At 68.6% G+C, this 15332-nt stretch carries 10 protein-coding genes and 1 pseudogene; 4 read left to right on the top strand and 7 right to left on the bottom strand.

What is annotated here, in order from left to right; all coding sequences use genetic code 11:
• Nucleotides 1-27 precede the first annotated feature (27 nt).
• The 3 genes from AB0K80_RS22015 to AB0K80_RS22025 form a co-directional block, all read right to left on the bottom strand.
• Nucleotides 28-627, bottom strand: coding sequence for a hypothetical protein (locus AB0K80_RS22015; protein ID WP_365672122.1), 600 nt, complete (start codon nt 625-627; stop codon nt 28-30).
• A complete protein-coding gene (locus AB0K80_RS22020; RefSeq protein WP_365672125.1) occupies nt 624-5183 on the bottom strand; it encodes a DUF6531 domain-containing protein in 4560 nt (1519 codons plus the stop codon). Before AB0K80_RS22020 ends, AB0K80_RS22015 begins: the two co-directional genes overlap by 4 nt.
• Nucleotides 5184-5284: 101 nt before the next feature.
• Nucleotides 5285-5932 (bottom strand): hypothetical protein, encoded by a 648-nt coding sequence (locus tag AB0K80_RS22025; RefSeq protein ID WP_365672127.1) that lies wholly within the window; start codon nt 5930-5932, stop codon nt 5285-5287.
• A 235-nt stretch (nt 5933-6167) separates the two neighbouring features.
• Between AB0K80_RS22025 and AB0K80_RS22030 the strand changes: the two genes are divergently transcribed.
• A complete protein-coding gene (locus AB0K80_RS22030; protein ID WP_365672129.1) occupies nt 6168-7754 on the top strand; it encodes a carbohydrate-binding protein in 1587 nt (528 codons plus the stop codon).
• A gap of 208 nt (nt 7755-7962) precedes the next feature.
• Here the strand turns inward: AB0K80_RS22030 and AB0K80_RS22035 are convergent, their stop codons facing one another.
• The 3 genes and pseudogenes from AB0K80_RS22035 to AB0K80_RS22045 form a co-directional block, all read right to left on the bottom strand.
• Complete coding sequence (locus tag AB0K80_RS22035; RefSeq protein ID WP_365672131.1) at nt 7963-8823, bottom strand: MBL fold metallo-hydrolase; 861 nt, start codon at nt 8821-8823, stop codon at nt 7963-7965.
• A gap of 96 nt (nt 8824-8919) precedes the next feature.
• Entirely contained in the window at nt 8920-9126 is a 207-nt protein-coding gene (locus AB0K80_RS22040) for a DUF397 domain-containing protein (protein WP_365672133.1), read from the bottom strand.
• Nucleotides 9123-10015: pseudogene (locus tag AB0K80_RS22045) on the bottom strand (helix-turn-helix transcriptional regulator). The gene AB0K80_RS22040 and the pseudogene AB0K80_RS22045 overlap by 4 nt, the downstream one beginning before the upstream one ends.
• A gap of 156 nt (nt 10016-10171) precedes the next feature.
• On the opposite strand from AB0K80_RS22045, the gene AB0K80_RS22050 reads away from it, so the two are divergent.
• The 3 genes from AB0K80_RS22050 to AB0K80_RS22060 all read left to right on the top strand — a co-directional run bounded on the left by AB0K80_RS22050 (nt 10172) and on the right by AB0K80_RS22060 (nt 14009).
• Entirely contained in the window at nt 10172-10630 is a 459-nt protein-coding gene (locus AB0K80_RS22050; RefSeq protein WP_365672135.1) for an ATP-binding protein, read from the top strand.
• Between the two features lie 177 nt (nt 10631-10807).
• Nucleotides 10808-12082, top strand: coding sequence for a family 16 glycosylhydrolase (locus tag AB0K80_RS22055; RefSeq protein ID WP_365672137.1), 1275 nt, complete (start codon nt 10808-10810; stop codon nt 12080-12082).
• A 121-nt stretch (nt 12083-12203) separates the two neighbouring features.
• Entirely contained in the window at nt 12204-14009 is a 1806-nt protein-coding gene (locus AB0K80_RS22060) for an NlpC/P60 family protein (protein WP_365672139.1), read from the top strand.
• Nucleotides 14010-14095: 86 nt separating this feature from the next.
• Here the strand turns inward: AB0K80_RS22060 and tuf are convergent, their stop codons facing one another.
• Nucleotides 14096-15289, bottom strand: a complete 1194-nt coding sequence (gene tuf, locus AB0K80_RS22065) for an elongation factor Tu (protein ID WP_365672141.1) — start codon at nt 15287-15289, stop codon at nt 14096-14098.
• Between the last annotated feature and the right edge of the window lie 43 nt (nt 15290-15332).

Below are 15332 nucleotides of genomic sequence, written 5' to 3' on the forward strand. Positions count from 1 at the left end.
CAGGCGCCTTTCGATCTGGTCGCCTGGTCACGCCAATCCCCACGGATTGGGGTGCGGTGTACGTGCCGCGTCCTCAGACCAGACGAGCCTCGCCTCGAGATCAGCACCAAGGAAATCCCACAGGCGGTCCACCGCCCAGCCGTTCCAATAAACACCGCCGGGAAACTGCGGTACACGGAACGCGGGAAGGTCCGCTGGTAGCGCGTCTGCCCTAAAGACGGTCTTCTTGATCTCACCGGTTGTCCTCTTTGGTCTGGAGGACCTGGCCACATCGACACAGTCGACTACTGCCTCCACGGCGTAGCAGAGGTACGCACCCGCGTCAGCCCCCTCAATGTGTACCGGGATCAACCGACCGGCTGCCAGGAGTTCCTCCCGCATCGCATCGGCGATTCGCCGGCTCAGAACGGGTGCTTCTGGGTAGCCGGACGGGAACTCCGTGGCACGCAGCTGCGGATTGCCGTCCCACTCGGCCGTAAGCGCTGTCGGTAGATCAGCGGGAGAGCCGCTGATCTGCCAGCGAATGATCTTCCTCAGTGACGGACCCATCAGCAAGGTCCGGAAGTCGCCGAGGCTCGGCAGCAAACGGTACACGGACAAGGGCTTCAAGTGATCATCACGGGTCATGGTGCCGTCCAGAAGGCGGTCGGTGAGGGAGTGCCGGTCGATAGCTCAGCTTCGATCTCACGGCCGATCGCGCGCAACTCCCGTCGGAGTTCGGAGCGGATCGCTCGTGCACCGAAACCTCTCGCGGTCCTGTCTTCGACCACCCGGTCAAGACGCTGGTTGACGCGCTGCAAGAACGGCTCGCGATGGGTGAAGTTGTGGGGACTCGGGTGCCCCAGAGGGATCCCGTTGGCTGCGTCATTGATGTCGACCCCGTACCTGTCCAGCAGGTCCCGGCTCCGAGCGCCCGGTACCCAGTGGCCGGCTGTGCCTCCGGACGGGACGATGTGCGCCGCTGCCTGGCCACGGCCCACCGGGCGCCCTTCGAGACGCATGTTCCTGCGCAGCCGTCGAGCGTTCTGCCGACAGGTCAGAAGCCCCAGATAGTCGACCCAGTGCAGGGGATTGACCACGTAGAGCCGAGCGTTGGGTCCAGCCTGCATTCCCAGGGGGTCGGGACTCGCGTAGGCCGCAGTGGCGGGGTCGTAGTGGCGGAAGAGGTTGTAATGGAGCCCGGTTTCCGGGTCGTGGTACTGGCCTGGGAAGCGCAACGGCGTATACGCGTCGGCGTCTGTGTTCCAGGTGGTGAGGCCCCAGAGTGTGGTGTCGGCGCGCCAGGCGATGTCGCCGGATTCCGACACGAGTTCGGTAGGGGTGCCGACCAGGTCGGTGATGATCGCGAAGAAGCGCTGGTCGATGACTGTCTGAGGCGCATGTGCCAGCGCTGTGCGCTCGGTCTGGGCCAGCGGATGCATGCCGTCCCGGTCCCAGGTGAGGGTGCTCACCTCAGGGGTGTCCTGTCGCCATGACGTCTGCTCCACCAGATGGGCACCGTCCCAGACGAAGCGGCTCTCCTCGACGACTGCCTCCCCGTCCGGGGCCAGCCTCTGCTTTGCCGTGCGGCGTCCCAAGGGGTCGTAGAGATACCGCCACACGGTCCCCTCGGGAGTGGTCACCGATGTCAGACGGTCCTCGGCGTCCCAGGTGTAGCGCCAGATGTCCGGCTTACGGGACAGCCGCGTCTTGCGCCTGAGAACCACCCGACCCGCGGCGTCGTACTCGTAGTGGACGGATCCGGCGCTCACCACCCGGTTGCCCGAAAGAACCCGGTCCCCGCGTGCTTGGGGCTCCGGATACCGGTCCGCCCAGTATGCGTGTGTCTGGTTTCCGGATCTGTCGTAGGAGTACGACTCGTCGTGGTCCGCGGCGTGCACGGCTGTGACACGCCCCACCGGGTCGAGGCCGACGCTGCGGTGCCCGGTGATGTTGTCGTCCAGGCCGGTCAGGTAGCCGTCAGCCCGGTAGGTGTAGATCTGACGTTTCAGAATGCCCCGGGATCCGGGACCGGTCAGTGTCTGGCCTGTGAGACGGTCTCCAGTGTCCCAGGCATGCGTCAGGGTGAGCCCGGAGGCAGCAAGTCGGCGCGCAGTTTCGCGGCCCAACTCGTCGTAGGTGGAGGCGAGCGTGCGGCCGGACGCAGTGAGCGTTGCGCGGTTGCCGGCGGGGTCGTACGTGTACGTCGTGACGGCGCCGGACGGAGTGACGCGGCGGACGGGGCGGCTCAAGACGTCGTATTCGGTCAAGAGGGCACGCCCGTCGATTGCCTCGGAAGTGACACGGCCGGCCCTGTCATAGGTATAGACGAGCGTGGCGTCGGGGCCCACGGCCTCAACGAGGCGTCCCGCCTGGTCGTGCGTGTAGGCGGTTGTCCAGCCCTCAACGCTCTTCGCAACCTGGTTCCCTGCGACGTCGTACAGGAACGTGGTGGTCTGGCCCAGCGGGTTGGTACGGCTGAGCAGCTGACCCGCCGCGTCGTACGTATAGGAGACGGTACGGCCGTCGAAGTCCGTCTCTGCCACGAGGTTGCCGACCGAGTCGTAGGCGTAGTCCCAGGTGAGCCCACGGGGGTCGGTGACCTGGAGGGGGCGCAGTTCGGCGTCGTAAGTGAAGCTGTAGCGACTCCCGTCGGGCGTGGTACGGGAAGTCAGAAGGTCGAAGCCGCCATACGTGAAGTTGGTCACCCGGCCCAGGACGTCGGTGTGACGAACGCAGTTTCCCTCACCGTCGTAGGCCCAGGTCTCCGTGGCCCCTTCCGGGGTGGTGCGCGAGGAAATGCAGCCTTCCACGGTCCAGGACATGTGGGTTGTTGCACCCAGCGGATCGGTGATGGCGATGGCACGGCCGAACGGATCGTACGTGATGCTCGTCACCGCTCCAAGGGGATCCCTTACGGAAGTCGGCTGCCCCGCACGGTTGTTGATGAAGCGCCGTTCCGCCCCGGTCGGATCCGTCAACGAGGTCAAAGCACCTGTCTCGTCATGGGCAAAGACGGTGACAGCACCGTCGGGAGCCGTCAAAGAGACGCAATTTCCATGGTCGTCCCATTTCTGGCGCAGCACGGAGCCGTCGTAATCCACCAGCTCCACCAACAGATTGAGCTCGTTGTAGCGGGCCGAGGAGGAGGTTCCATCGGGCAACCGGACGGTCGTCAGGTTGCCGCTGTCATCCCACTCCATGCGGATGGTGCGCCCCAATGGATCAGTGCGCGACAGCAGCCGATCGCGCCGATCCCATGTCTGGAACGTTGTACGTCCGAGCGGGTCCGTCTCAGCCACCAGCTGGTACGCGTCGTTGAACTGGTATCGCGTGACGTGGCCGAGTGAGTCGGTAGCGACCGCGTGATGCGACGTCTCGTCATACTGGAAGGTGTAGTCCAGCAGCCCACCGGCACCGCGACCAGCGATGCAGCGGTCGTCGTCGTCGTACTGGAAGCGGTACCAGTAACCGTTCCGATCCTCCCAGCAGGTCATCCGATGCCGGTCGTCGTAGGAGAACCTCAGCGGCAGCCCGGAGCTGTTCTGGACGGCGCTGAGACGACCGCAGGTGTCGTAGGCATAACGCACAAGAACGGGCTGGTCCGGATGGCTGAGCAACGTCAACGCCGTCATGCGTCCGTGCTCGCACTCCACACCGACGCGGTAGCCACCGTGATGAACCAGTGCGGAAGGTGAGCCGTCGGCTCGGTACTCGACGGTGATGGTGTTGTTATGGCGATCGCTGATCACTGCAAGCGGAAGCTCGGTCGCGGAACGGCAGGGCACACGCCGGAAGTGGAGCGTCTGTCCGGTATCGACGCGGTGCACGGTGATCTCGCCGTCCGGCGCGCCGTCCCAGCTCATCGGCCACGCTGGGCCCTCCACCGGCAGCACTGAGACGTCCGGGCCGGGGACGGGATAGTGGAGGACCATGCCGTCGTCCGCAACGAACCGCACGGCCGTGGCGTCGAGCAGCAACCGCTGGTCCAAGGTGGAGGTCCAGTTCCGTCCCAGCAAGCGTCCGCTCCGTACGCCGGTGCGGTAGTGCCGTTCGAGGACGAGGGGAAGCATGCCGTCCAGCTTGACGTCGAGGGCGGACATGACCATCTCGCCAGTGGCCATGTCGACGGGGTCACCACGGGTGATGAGCTTCTTCATCTGACGCCCCAGCGCCCGGGTGCTCTTGCCGAGCCCCTTGACTCCGAGGGCCATGCCCTTCAGGCCCGTCTTGCCCAGAGCCTTGAGCCCTTTGGCGAGGCCGCCGAGGGTGGTGATGCCCTTGCCGCCGGGTATGCAGTCCAGGGCCGCGAAGGCCACATCCCATAGGGATGCCTGGCCCTTTCTGTATTTGTTGATCGTGTCGGCCAGCACCACCGCCGCGGCGATCAGCACGATCGCCCCCAGGATCGGCCCGCCGATGATCATCGCGACGATCCCGACGACCGTCACGACGACCTTGCACACCGCGACGATCGTGTCCCAGTTGTCGGTGAACCAGTCGCCGATGTCCTCCCACCACGACCGGTTCTGGATGCCGGCGTCGGAGGCCTCGTCGATCTTCTGCTTCGCCTCGCGGGCCGCCTCCTCGCGCATCCGGCGCGCGTCCTCGGCCATCTTCTTCGCGGCGGCCAGCGCGTCCTGCGCGTCGCTGACGTCCGACCGCGCCTTGGACTGAGCCGACTTGGCGTGCTGCAGATCCCGCGTCGCCGCACGCACCTTGGCCTCGTCCGGCTTGTCCGCGTCGGACTTGCTGCCGGTCGGGTCGTCCTTGTACTTGTCGGCCTCCTTGGTGGCGCGGGTGACCCAGGAGTCGGCCGACGCGAGACGGGACTGCGCCGAGGACAGGTCCGCCCTGGCCTCTCGTGCCTTGGCCAGCGCCTTGTCCGCCAGGGCCTGGGCCCGCTCCAGCTTCGGCCAGTAGTCCGCGAGCGCGTCCCCGCACAGGTCGTACGACTTCTTCAGCTTCTTGAGGTTCTTCGGGACCCCGGAGAACTCCTCCTTGAAGACCGACGCCGACTTGCCCGCCCACTCCAGCAGCGTGTCCTCGTCCGCCATGCCCTTGACCAGACGCAGCGCGTCGGACACGTCGTCGGCGAAGTCGTGCAGGGTCTTGGCGAGTTTGCGGACCCGGTCCGGGTCACCGGGAGTCGGGTCCTTGTCCAGGTCCAGGACATGCCAGTCCGTCGGCCGGTGCCCCGCCATACCTCGTCCCCCGTCACGCACGCATCATCAACAGCCGTATGCACACGTGAACTTACCGGGCAAGTCAGTTCGACGAAAGATCAGGCTGCGAAGCCGACAGCTCAGCCCGTGAACCGGAACGTCGACGTGATCGCGTCGAAGATGTCGAAGAACGAGTCCGCGAGGTCCAGCACCTGGCTGCTGCCCGCCACCAGCGCGACCTTCCCCTCCTGCTCGGGGACCGGGATGTACGTCTGCATCAGCACGGCGCGGACCGTGCGGTTCAGCGCGTCCCCGGGGACAGGGATGTCCTCGATGCCGTAGGTCCGCGCCGCGGGACCCACCCCCGGGATGTCGACCGTGGTCACCTTCCGCCAGGAGTCGCCCTCCTTCTTCGCCTCCTTGACGGCCAACTGCCCGGCGATGACGGCCGGGTCCGTGGAGAGCGGCTCGCCGCGCTCGTTGCGGCCGCTGACCAGCGAGACCGTCACCGAGCCGGTGATCGGGGTGTCCCCGCCGAAGTTCTCCGCCATGCAGCCGCAGTACAGCGCGCCCGACTTCCACGCATCAGCCGCCGCCTTGCGCAGGAACTCGATGTACGTGTCCCGGTGCGGCGTCAACTCCGGGCGCTGACGCAGGCGTTCGCCGACCATGCGGCGGATCGAGTCGTCCCGCGACTCGGGCCGTACGTCGAACTCCCACCAGGACTCCGGCACCTTGATCCGGAAACCGCCCCGTTCGACGGTCAGCGCCTCCATGTAGCGGGCCATGACGCCGGCCTCCCCGTTCCGCTCGTTCGCTCGATCGCCGATTGCTTGTGCGCACACATGGTCGCATCGCACGGGTCACCCTCGCCGGGCAGCCCTGTCTGTTCATGAGCGTGAATAAGAATCAAGTAGCCGTCTATTGACGTGCCCGCAACACCCTCTTAACGTCCCAGAAAGCGCTTTCTCATCCCAGGGGTTGAACCGAGCCCCATCCAGACGAGCCACCTGGAGACGAACGATGCAACGGAGACACGTCAGGACCGTCAGCCCCGTCATCGCCTGCGCCGGCCTGCTCACCGGCACGCTCGTCGCACTGTCCGGCACCACGGCACACGCCGCCACCACCACCCGGTACGAAGCCGAGACCTCGCCCGCCATCTGCACCGGCGCCATCGAATCCGACTGGTCCGGCTACTCCGGCAGCGGCTTCTGCAACGGCACCAACTCCACAAGCGGCTACGCCCAGTTCACCGTCAACGCCCCCGCCGCGGGCACCGCCACCCTGCGCGTCCGCTTCGCCAACGGCGGCACCACCGCCCGCCCCGCGGACGTCGTCGTCAACGGCTCGACCGCCGCGTCCGCGTCCTTCGAGGCCACCGGCGCCTGGAGCACCTGGGTCACCAAGACCCTCACCGTGTCGCTGAAGTCGGGCAGCAACACCGTCCGCCTCAGCCCGACCACCTCCGCCGGCCTGCCCAACATCGACTACGTCGAGGTCGAGACCGGCGACACGACCACCCCGCCGCCCACCACCAGCGGCACCCTGTACGTCTCCCCCAACGGCACCGACAGCGCCCCCGGTACGGAGTCCAGCCCCACCACGCTCACCTCTGCGCTCACCCGCGTCGCACCGGGCGGCACCATCTACCTGCGCGGCGGCACGTACCGCTACTCCCAGACGGTCACCATCGCCCCGACCAACAGCGGCACCTCAAGCGCCCGCAAGACCCTGGCCGCCTACCCGGGCGAGACCCCGGTCCTGAACTTCTCCGCGCAGACCGAGGACCCGGCCAACCGCGGCCTCGCCGTCAACGGCTCCTACTGGCACGTCAAGGGCATCGTCGTCGAACGCGCCGGCGACAACGGCATCTTCGTCGGCGGCAGCAACAACATCCTCGAGCGCACGGTCACCCGCTTCAACCGGGACACCGGCCTCCAGCTCGGGCGGACGGCCTCCACGACCCCCAAGGACCAGTGGCCGTCCAACAACCTGATCCTCAGCGCCGAGTCGCACGACAACGCCGACTCCGACGGCGAGGACGCCGACGGCTTCGCCGCGAAGCTCACCGCCGGCCCGGGCAACGTCTTCCGGTACGCCGTCTCCCACCACAACATCGACGACGGCTGGGACCTGTACACCAAGTCGGACACGGGTGCGATCGGCCCGGTCACCATCGAGGACTCCCTCGCCTACGCCAACGGCACCCTCACCGACGGCTCCCAGGCCGGCAACGGCGACCGCAACGGCTACAAGCTCGGCGGCGAGGACATCCCCGTCAACCACGTCGTCCGGCGCAGCATCGCCTACAAGAACGGCAAGCACGGGTTCACCTACAACAGCAACCCCGGCTCGATGACGATCTCGGACAACGTCAGCATCGACAACGCCCAGCGCAACTTCAACTTCGACGCCGGTACGTCGGTGTTCAAGAACAACACCTCCTGCCGCAGCGGCAGCGGCACCAACGACCGGATCATCGGCACCGCCGACAGCACCAACCAGTTCTGGACGGGCTCCAACGGCTCCCGCTGCACCTCGTACGCGGGCGCCCTGCGCTGGTCCTTCGCCTCGGACGGCCGCCTGGTGGTGACGTTCGGCGGGTGACGCGGTGAGGGGGCCGACCGCACCGGGCCGGCCCCCTCCCCCGCGGCAGCGCACGCGCCTTGGGCGAGCAGCCCCCGCAGCCGCCCTGCCCTCGGCGACGAGCAGCGGCACCGCCTCTCTGGCCATGGCGATGAAGGCGGCGTTCTCCTCCCATCGCTCGTCGGCGCAGTCGACGTAGCGGGGCTGCGTCTGAGGTCATGCCCCAGTGTCACCGCCGACTGAGAGGACGGGCCAGGCGAGCGAACTCCCACGGGTCGTGAGCGCTGAAGACGACGACCTCGTCCGCGCGGTCACGGCTGAGGTCCCGCAGTCGGTCGCGGGTCGACACGCGGGCCTCGGCATCGGTCTGGGCTCCGTGCTGGACCGGGTCGAGGAACGGGTGGGAAAGGGGCGGGGTGTGCGCGAGCTCGCCGTGGTACATGTACGCGTCACCCGCGTGCAGCAGCCACCGCCCGCCGTCGTCACGTACGGCGACACCCGCGTGTCCCGCCGAGTGGCCGGGCAACGGCACCAGCAGCAGCTCGCACGCCAGGCCCTTCGGCCGCGCCGGACCAGGGACGCCGAACCACTCGGTGCCCTCCTGCACGGGTGCCGGTGTCAGCAGCGGGTGGTGCGCCCGGTGGGCCCGCATGAAGCGGTCGAGGCTGTGCCGGTGGTGTGCCGCCACGGGGTCGGTGACGGCCCGGTATTCGTCGGGGTGCACATGCACCTGCGCGTGAGGGAAGTCGGGCAGCCCTCCGGTGTGATCGCGATGCAGGTGGGTCAGCACGATGTGCCGTACGTCCTCGGGCGCGTACCCGAGGCGGACGACCTGGCGCAGCGCGGTCTCCTCGGGGTCCAGCGCGGGTCGGGCGTACGCCACCCAGTCCGCGCCCAGCGAGCGTTCAGGGTCGCGTACGTCGGCGGTGCCGAGGCCGGTGTCCACCAGGACCAGCCCGTCCGCGTCCGTCTCGATGAGCAGGCAGTGGCAGACAGCGGCCCGCGCCTGGTCCGGGGCCTCCGCCGCCGGTGCTCCGCGCAGTGGTGAAATCGTGCGGAGGGAGCCACAGTTGAGGTGGTGGATGCGCATGAATCCCCCTGGAGGCGAGTCGGCGGCTGTTCGCGACGGACGTTAGGAGGTGCCTCCGTGACTCACCAAACGGTTGAGCATGTGGGAGTGGGGGCGTCACTCGCAGAGGCCGCTGACGAAGTCCGCCCAGGCCTCCGGCGTCAGGGCCAGTCGCGGGCCCTGGGTGTGCTTGGAGTCGCGGACGTGGATGGTGTGGGGGGCTATGGCGATCTCTACGCAGGAGTTGCCGTCGTTGCCGCCGCTGTAGCTGCTTTTGAACCACGCCAGCTCGGAGGCGTCCCCGGCAGTGGACTTGCGGATCATGTTTCTCCCAGCAGTTGCTCGATGAAGGCCAGCGACTCCCTGGGCGAGAGCGACCTGAGCCCGGATGGTGCCATAGCGCAGTTCAAGGATGCGGAGCTGCTTGGGGTCAGAGGTCGGTCGACCGTTGAAGGCACCGTCGGAGCGGCCCACCGCCGTACCGTCAGCGAACTTCAGTAGCTCGATCCGTCCGTCCAAACCGGAGTGGGTGTCGCAGTACATCGGCATCACCTGAAGCACGACGTTGTGCAACCGCCCCACCTCCAGCAGTCGTTCGAGCTGCTGACGCCACACCATTGTGCCCCCGATCGGACGCCGCAGGGCCCCCTCTTCCAGGACGAAGCTGAGGGCAGGTGCCGGATCTCGTGCAAAGACCGACTGCCGCGCAAGACGAGCCGCCACCATGCGTTCCACGTCGTCCAGCGAGTACGGCGGCTGCGCTGCCCCGATGACCGCGCGGGCGTGGTCCGAGGTCTGCAACAGCCCGGCGATGATGTTGCACTCGTACACCCCGATCTCGACTGCCTGCGCCTCCAGCTTCGCCAGCTCCCGAACCCTCTTCGGATACCGGACCTTCTTCACATCCTCCCAAGCCGCCGCAACCAGCCCCCCCGGCCCCCAACACCTCATCCGCCGCGACCAGATACTCCTGCCGAGGAATCCGCTTCCCACCCTCGATCTTGTAGACCATGTCCTCGCCGTACCCGACGGCCGCGCCGAACTCCGCGGCCCGCATCCCCGCCGCCTCGCGCCGCAGCTTCAGCTGCCTGCCGACCGTGGTGATGACGGCGACTCCCCACTCGTCGTCCGGGTCCACCTCCCAGCCCGGCTCGTCCGCCTCGCACCTGAGCCGTCCCGCCTCTGCCGCGACCGACACTGCCTCGACCGACATCCGCACCCCTCCGTCGTACGACCGCACCGTGCAGCGACGCCTACCCGTACGCCCCGTCCCGACAGCCCGGACAGCACCGGACAAGCAGCGGACAGTCACCGTACGCACGCGCTGAGTGACTATCCACAGTAGGCGCACCCCGCCACGCTGAGTGACGTGATGCAGAAATCCCCCGAAGTCACCTCGCCCGTCCGCAGCTTCAGCCTCCAGCTCTCCCCCACCCCGCGCGGCGCCCGCCTCGCCCGCCTGCTCGCCACCGAGCAACTGCGCTCCTGGGGGCTCCCGCTGGACCCGGCCCGGCAGGTCGTCGCCGAACTGGCCACCAACGCGGCCACGCACGGCCGCGTCCCGGGCCGGGACTTCCGGATCCTGCTGTACGTCGTCGCCGGCACCCTCCGCATCGAGGTGACCGACACCCGCGCCGACCGCCTGCCCACAGCCCAACTCCCCGCTCCGGACGCCGAGTCGGGGCGCGGTCTGCTCCTGGTCGACGCCCTCGCCGACCGCTGGGGCACCAGCGAGGGCCTGCCGCCCCGCAAGACGGTCTGGGCCGAACTCGACCTCTCGCCGAAGCCTGCCCACTCCAGCCCCGGCACGGCTGGCGGCCACCCTTAACGCCGCGTTAAGCAGGCTATAAGCGGTCCTTTGCGAGCATGCATCCCTCCAACTTTCCGCAGGTCAGCGGCAGTTGGGGGATCATTCGGGCAGTTGGTTGCCTGGTGAACCGTCCGTAGCATCCGTCCACGGCCGACAGGATCGGCCCTTCCCCCACAAGACAAGGTGTGTTCAGCCATGGCTGCTCATCGCGCACGCCGGTGGACGCTCGGCGGGCTCGTCCCGCTGGTCTGCGCCTCCGTCGCCGCCGCGTTCGCCCTGACCACGGCCGGCCCGTCCGCCGGCCGGGCCGACGCCGTGCCCGCCGCCCAGACCTGGTCGGACGAGTTCAACGGTGCCGCCGGCAGCGCGCCGGACCCGGCCAAGTGGACCGTGGAGACCGGCGGCACCGGCAACGGCAACAACGAACTGCAGTACTACACGAACAGCAGAGACAACGTTGCCCTGGACGGCAACGGCAACCTCGTCATCACCGCCCGCAAGAACACCGACCCCGGGCTGCGGTGCTGGTACGGCACCTGCCAGTACACCTCCGCCCGGCTCAACACCGCCAGGACGTTCACGCAGGCCTACGGCCACTTCGAGGCCCGCATCAAGGTGCCGCGGGGCCAAGGCATGTGGCCCGCGTTCTGGATGCTCGGGAACGACCTGGGCAGCGTCGGATGGCCGAACAGCGGCGAGATCGACATCATGGAGAACGTCGGGTACGAGCCCGGCGTCGTCCACGGCACCCTGCACGGCCCCGGCTACTCCGGCGGCGGCGGTATCGGCGCGGCGTACACGCTCTCCGGCGGCCGGGCCTTCGCCGACGACTTCCACGTCTTCGCCGTGGACTGGAGCCCCGAGAAGATCACGTGGTCCGTCGACGGGCAGACCTACCAGACCCGCACCCCGGCCGACCTGGGCGGCAGGAAGTGGGTCTACGACCACCCGTTCTTCCTGATCCTCAACCTCGCCGTCGGCGGCAACTGGCCCGGCAGCCCGGACGGGAACACCCGGTTCCCGCAGACGATGACCGTGGACTACGTCCGCGTCTCGACCTCCGGCGGCTCGGGCGGGGGCTCCGGCGGCACCACCGGCGCCATCAAGGGCATCGGCGGCATGTGCGCCGATGTCGCCGGCGCCTCGACGGCCGACGGGACGCCCATCCAGCTGCACGACTGCACCGGCGTGGACGCCCAGAAGTGGACGCTGGCCGGCGACGGCACCGTACGCGCCCTCGGCAAGTGCCTCGACGTGCGCGGCGGGTCCACCGCCGACGGAGCCGCGGTCCAGCTCTACACCTGCAACGGGACCAAGGCCCAGCAGTGGGTCCACACCGCCGCGCGCGACCTCGTCAACGTCGGCGCGGACAAGTGCCTGGACGCCAAGGGCGGTTCCTCGGCCGACGGCACCCCGCTGCAGATCTGGACGTGCACCGGCGCACCCCAGCAGAAGTGGACGGTCGGCTGACCTTCTGCCGTCCCGCGGCACGGTCTGGGCCACGCTCGGTTCCGCGCACCCCCAGCCGGGCGCCCGGGGCACCGGCCAAAAGGCGTGGCCCAGACCGCCGTACCGCCGAATCATGGTCCGCATGACCGACACCACACGCCGCCGTGTCCTCAGCGCCTTCGCGGCCTCGGCCGCGGCCCTTCCGCTCGGCGGCCTGACGGCCGCCCCGGCCCACGCCACCAGCACGACCACGACCGGGGCCGCCGTCGAGGCCGGTGCCGCCGCCGAGACCGAGGCGGCCACCGCCCCCTTCACCGCGACCGGCCTGACGTCACCCCGCTCCCGTGTGACGCTGTCGCCACTGAACGCCGCGTACTTCCACCAGCTGACCCTGACCACGCCGCTCACCACGACCGTGCTGCCGGGCACACCGGCCCGCACCGAGGTGACCTCCGGCGGCAGGCGTGTCGCGCTGCTGACGCACGGGGCCCGGACGGTTCTCCTGCCCGGGCCGGAGCGGACGTTCACCGAGGACAAGAAGCCCTTCGTGGACGACTTCCGCCGCACCCTGCCCGACCTCGCGCTGCCGGAGGCGGACCGCGTGTACTGGGGCAGCTCCCCGGGCGGCGGCAGCTGGTCCACCCTGGGCCCGGCCGGCACCGACTTCTCGGTGACCCCGGGCACCGGCGTCATCACCCTCACCACCGACCACGCCGGCCGCCACGCCACCCTGCGGGACGACGAGATCACGGACGTGGACGTGCGCGCGGTCGCCCGCTTCGACAAGGTGCCCACCGGCCAGGCCTGTTCGTACGCGCTGATCTTCGGTTACCAGCCCGAGCAGGGCACCCGCAACCACTACCGGGCCCGGCTGTCCTTCCTCACCTCCGGCGCGGTGGAGCTGCGGGTGGAGAAGGAGGTCGCCGACGCGGTGACCCAGCTGGTCCCGGCGATCACCCTGGCCACGGGCGTGCCCGCGGGCACCGACTGGACGGTCCGGGTACGGCGCGAGGGCGGCCGCATCCGGGTCAAGGCGTGGGCTGCGTCGGCCGCGGAACCGCCGGCCTGGGCGGCCGACGTCACCGACGCGACCTTCGCCAAGGGCCGGGTGGGCCTGCGCGCCCTCGCCAACGACGGGTGCACCAACCTGCCGGTCAGGCTCCTGGTGAGCCGCTTCCAGGTGGACGCCGCCACCTGGGCGGCACCGCCGAGCGTGACGCACGGCGACTGGGTCCGGGTGCTGCCCGAGCCCTTCGACGGCACCTGGACACCGGACCTCGAACAGACGATCCGCGGCTGGTCCGGCTCCACCGCACCGGACGTGCTCGCGTACGCGGCGATGTTCCTCGCCGGCGCCCCCGGGGTGGCCAGCGGTTCCGGCCCGGCGAAGGGCAGACAGGTCCTCGGCGAGGCGGGCTACGGCTACCTGGACCCGCAGGGCTACCGCTACGAGGGTGCCGACTTCCACGAGTACATGAACACCGGCTGGACCTTCCCCGACGGCACCTACCGGGGCCCGTCCAGCAAGCAGGCGGGCAACCTGGACTGCTCGGGCTACACGCGCATGGTGTACGGCTACCACCTGGGCGTCCCGCTGGCGGCGGGCGAGGACACGTCAGGGACGCGGCTCCCGCGCACGTCGCGCCACATGGCCGAGCACGCACCAGGCGTCCTCATAGCCCGGACCGACGGCACGACCCCGCCCACGGCTTCCCAGCTCCAGCCCGGCGACCTCGTCTTCTTCAACGCCGACTCGGGCGACGACAACCCGGCCCCCACGGTGGACCACGTGGGCATCCACCTCGGCACGGACGCGTCGGGCCGGCGCCGCTTCCTCTCCAGCCGCAAGACCGTCAACGGCCCCACCCTGTCCGACCTGGGCGGCCCGTCACTGCTGGACGGCACGGGCACGTACGCCCGGACCCTGCACACGGTGCGCCGCGTCTGACGCAGCACCCCGGAACAGCGAAGAGGCCCGCACGACCGAAGTCGTACGGGCCTCTTCAAGCCCCTTGAGGCTCAGCCCAGGTCAGATCACTTGGTGATCTTGGTGACCTGGCCGGCGCCCACGGTCCGGCCACCCTCACGGATGGCGAACTTCAGGCCCTCCTCCATGGCGACGGGCTGGATGAGCTCCACCTTCATCTCGGTGTTGTCACCCGGCATGACCATCTCGGTGCCCTCGGGGAGGGTCACGACGCCGGTCACGTCCGTCGTACGGAAGTAGAACTGCGGGCGGTAGTTGTTGAAGAACGGCGTGTGGCGGCCACCCTCGTCCTTCGACAGGATGTAGGCCTGGGCCTCGAACTCGGTGTGCGGGGTGACCGAGCCCGGCTTGATGATGACCTGGCCGCGCTCGACGTCCTCGCGCTTGATACCGCGGAGCAGCAGACCGACGTTCTCACCGGCCTGACCCTCGTCCAGCAGCTTACGGAACATCTCGATGCCCGTAACCGTGGTCTTGGTCTTCTGCTCCTTGATGCCGATGATCTCGACTTCCTCGTTCACCTTGAGGACACCGCGCTCGATACGGCCGGTGACGACCGTACCGCGACCGGTGATGGTGAAGACGTCCTCGATCGGCATGAGGAACGGCTTGTCGACGTCGCGCTCCGGCTCCGGGATGGACTCGTCGACGGCCTTCATCAGGTCGAGGATCGACTGGGTCCACTTCTCGTCGCCCTCAAGGGCCTTCAGGGCGGAGACCTGAACGACCGGGAGGTCGTCGCCCGGGAACTCGTACTCGGAGAGGAGCTCACGCACCTCGAGCTCGACGAGCTCCAGGATCTCCGCGTCGTCCACCATGTCGGTCTTGTTCAGGGCGACGACGATGTACGGAACGCCGACCTGGCGGGCCAGGAGCACGTGCTCCTTGGTCTGCGGCATCGGGCCGTCGGTGGCGGCGACCACGAGGATGGCGCCGTCCATCTGCGCCGCACCCGTGATCATGTTCTTGATGTAGTCCGCGTGACCCGGGCAGTCGACGTGGGCGTAGTGACGCGCCTCGGTCTGGTACTCGACGTGCGCGATGGAGATGGTGATACCGCGCTGACGCTCCTCGGGCGCCTTGTCGATGTTGTCGAACGGGGTGGCCTCGTTCAGGTCCGGGTACGCGTCGTGCAGCACCTTGGTAATGGCGGCCGTGAGGGTCGTCTTACCGTGGTCGATGTGACCGATGGTGCCGATGTTGACGTGCGGCTTAGTCCGCTCGAACTTCGCCTTCGCCACTGGGGTCCTCCTGTGGAGTGGTTCTGTACGCCTTACTTCATCG

The organism is Streptomyces sp. NPDC052682 (assembly GCF_040678435.1).
Lineage (GTDB): Bacteria > Actinomycetota > Actinomycetes > Streptomycetales > Streptomycetaceae > Streptomyces.

Excerpts from the sequence above, each read along its gene's own strand:
- AB0K80_RS22015 (WP_365672122.1), bottom strand. The coding sequence starts at position 627 with ATGACCCGTGATGATCACTTGAAGCCCTTGTCCGTGTACCGTTTGCTG.
- AB0K80_RS22020 (WP_365672125.1), bottom strand. The coding sequence starts at position 5,183 with ATGGCGGGGCACCGGCCGACGGACTGGCATGTCCTGGACCTGGACAAG.
- AB0K80_RS22025 (WP_365672127.1), bottom strand. The coding sequence starts at position 5,932 with ATGGCCCGCTACATGGAGGCGCTGACCGTCGAACGGGGCGGTTTCCGG.
- AB0K80_RS22030 (WP_365672129.1), top strand. The coding sequence starts at position 6,168 with ATGCAACGGAGACACGTCAGGACCGTCAGCCCCGTCATCGCCTGCGCC.
- AB0K80_RS22035 (WP_365672131.1), bottom strand. The coding sequence starts at position 8,823 with ATGCGCATCCACCACCTCAACTGTGGCTCCCTCCGCACGATTTCACCA.
- AB0K80_RS22040 (WP_365672133.1), bottom strand. The coding sequence starts at position 9,126 with ATGATCCGCAAGTCCACTGCCGGGGACGCCTCCGAGCTGGCGTGGTTC.
- AB0K80_RS22055 (WP_365672137.1), top strand. The coding sequence starts at position 10,808 with ATGGCTGCTCATCGCGCACGCCGGTGGACGCTCGGCGGGCTCGTCCCG.
- AB0K80_RS22060 (WP_365672139.1), top strand. The coding sequence starts at position 12,204 with ATGACCGACACCACACGCCGCCGTGTCCTCAGCGCCTTCGCGGCCTCG.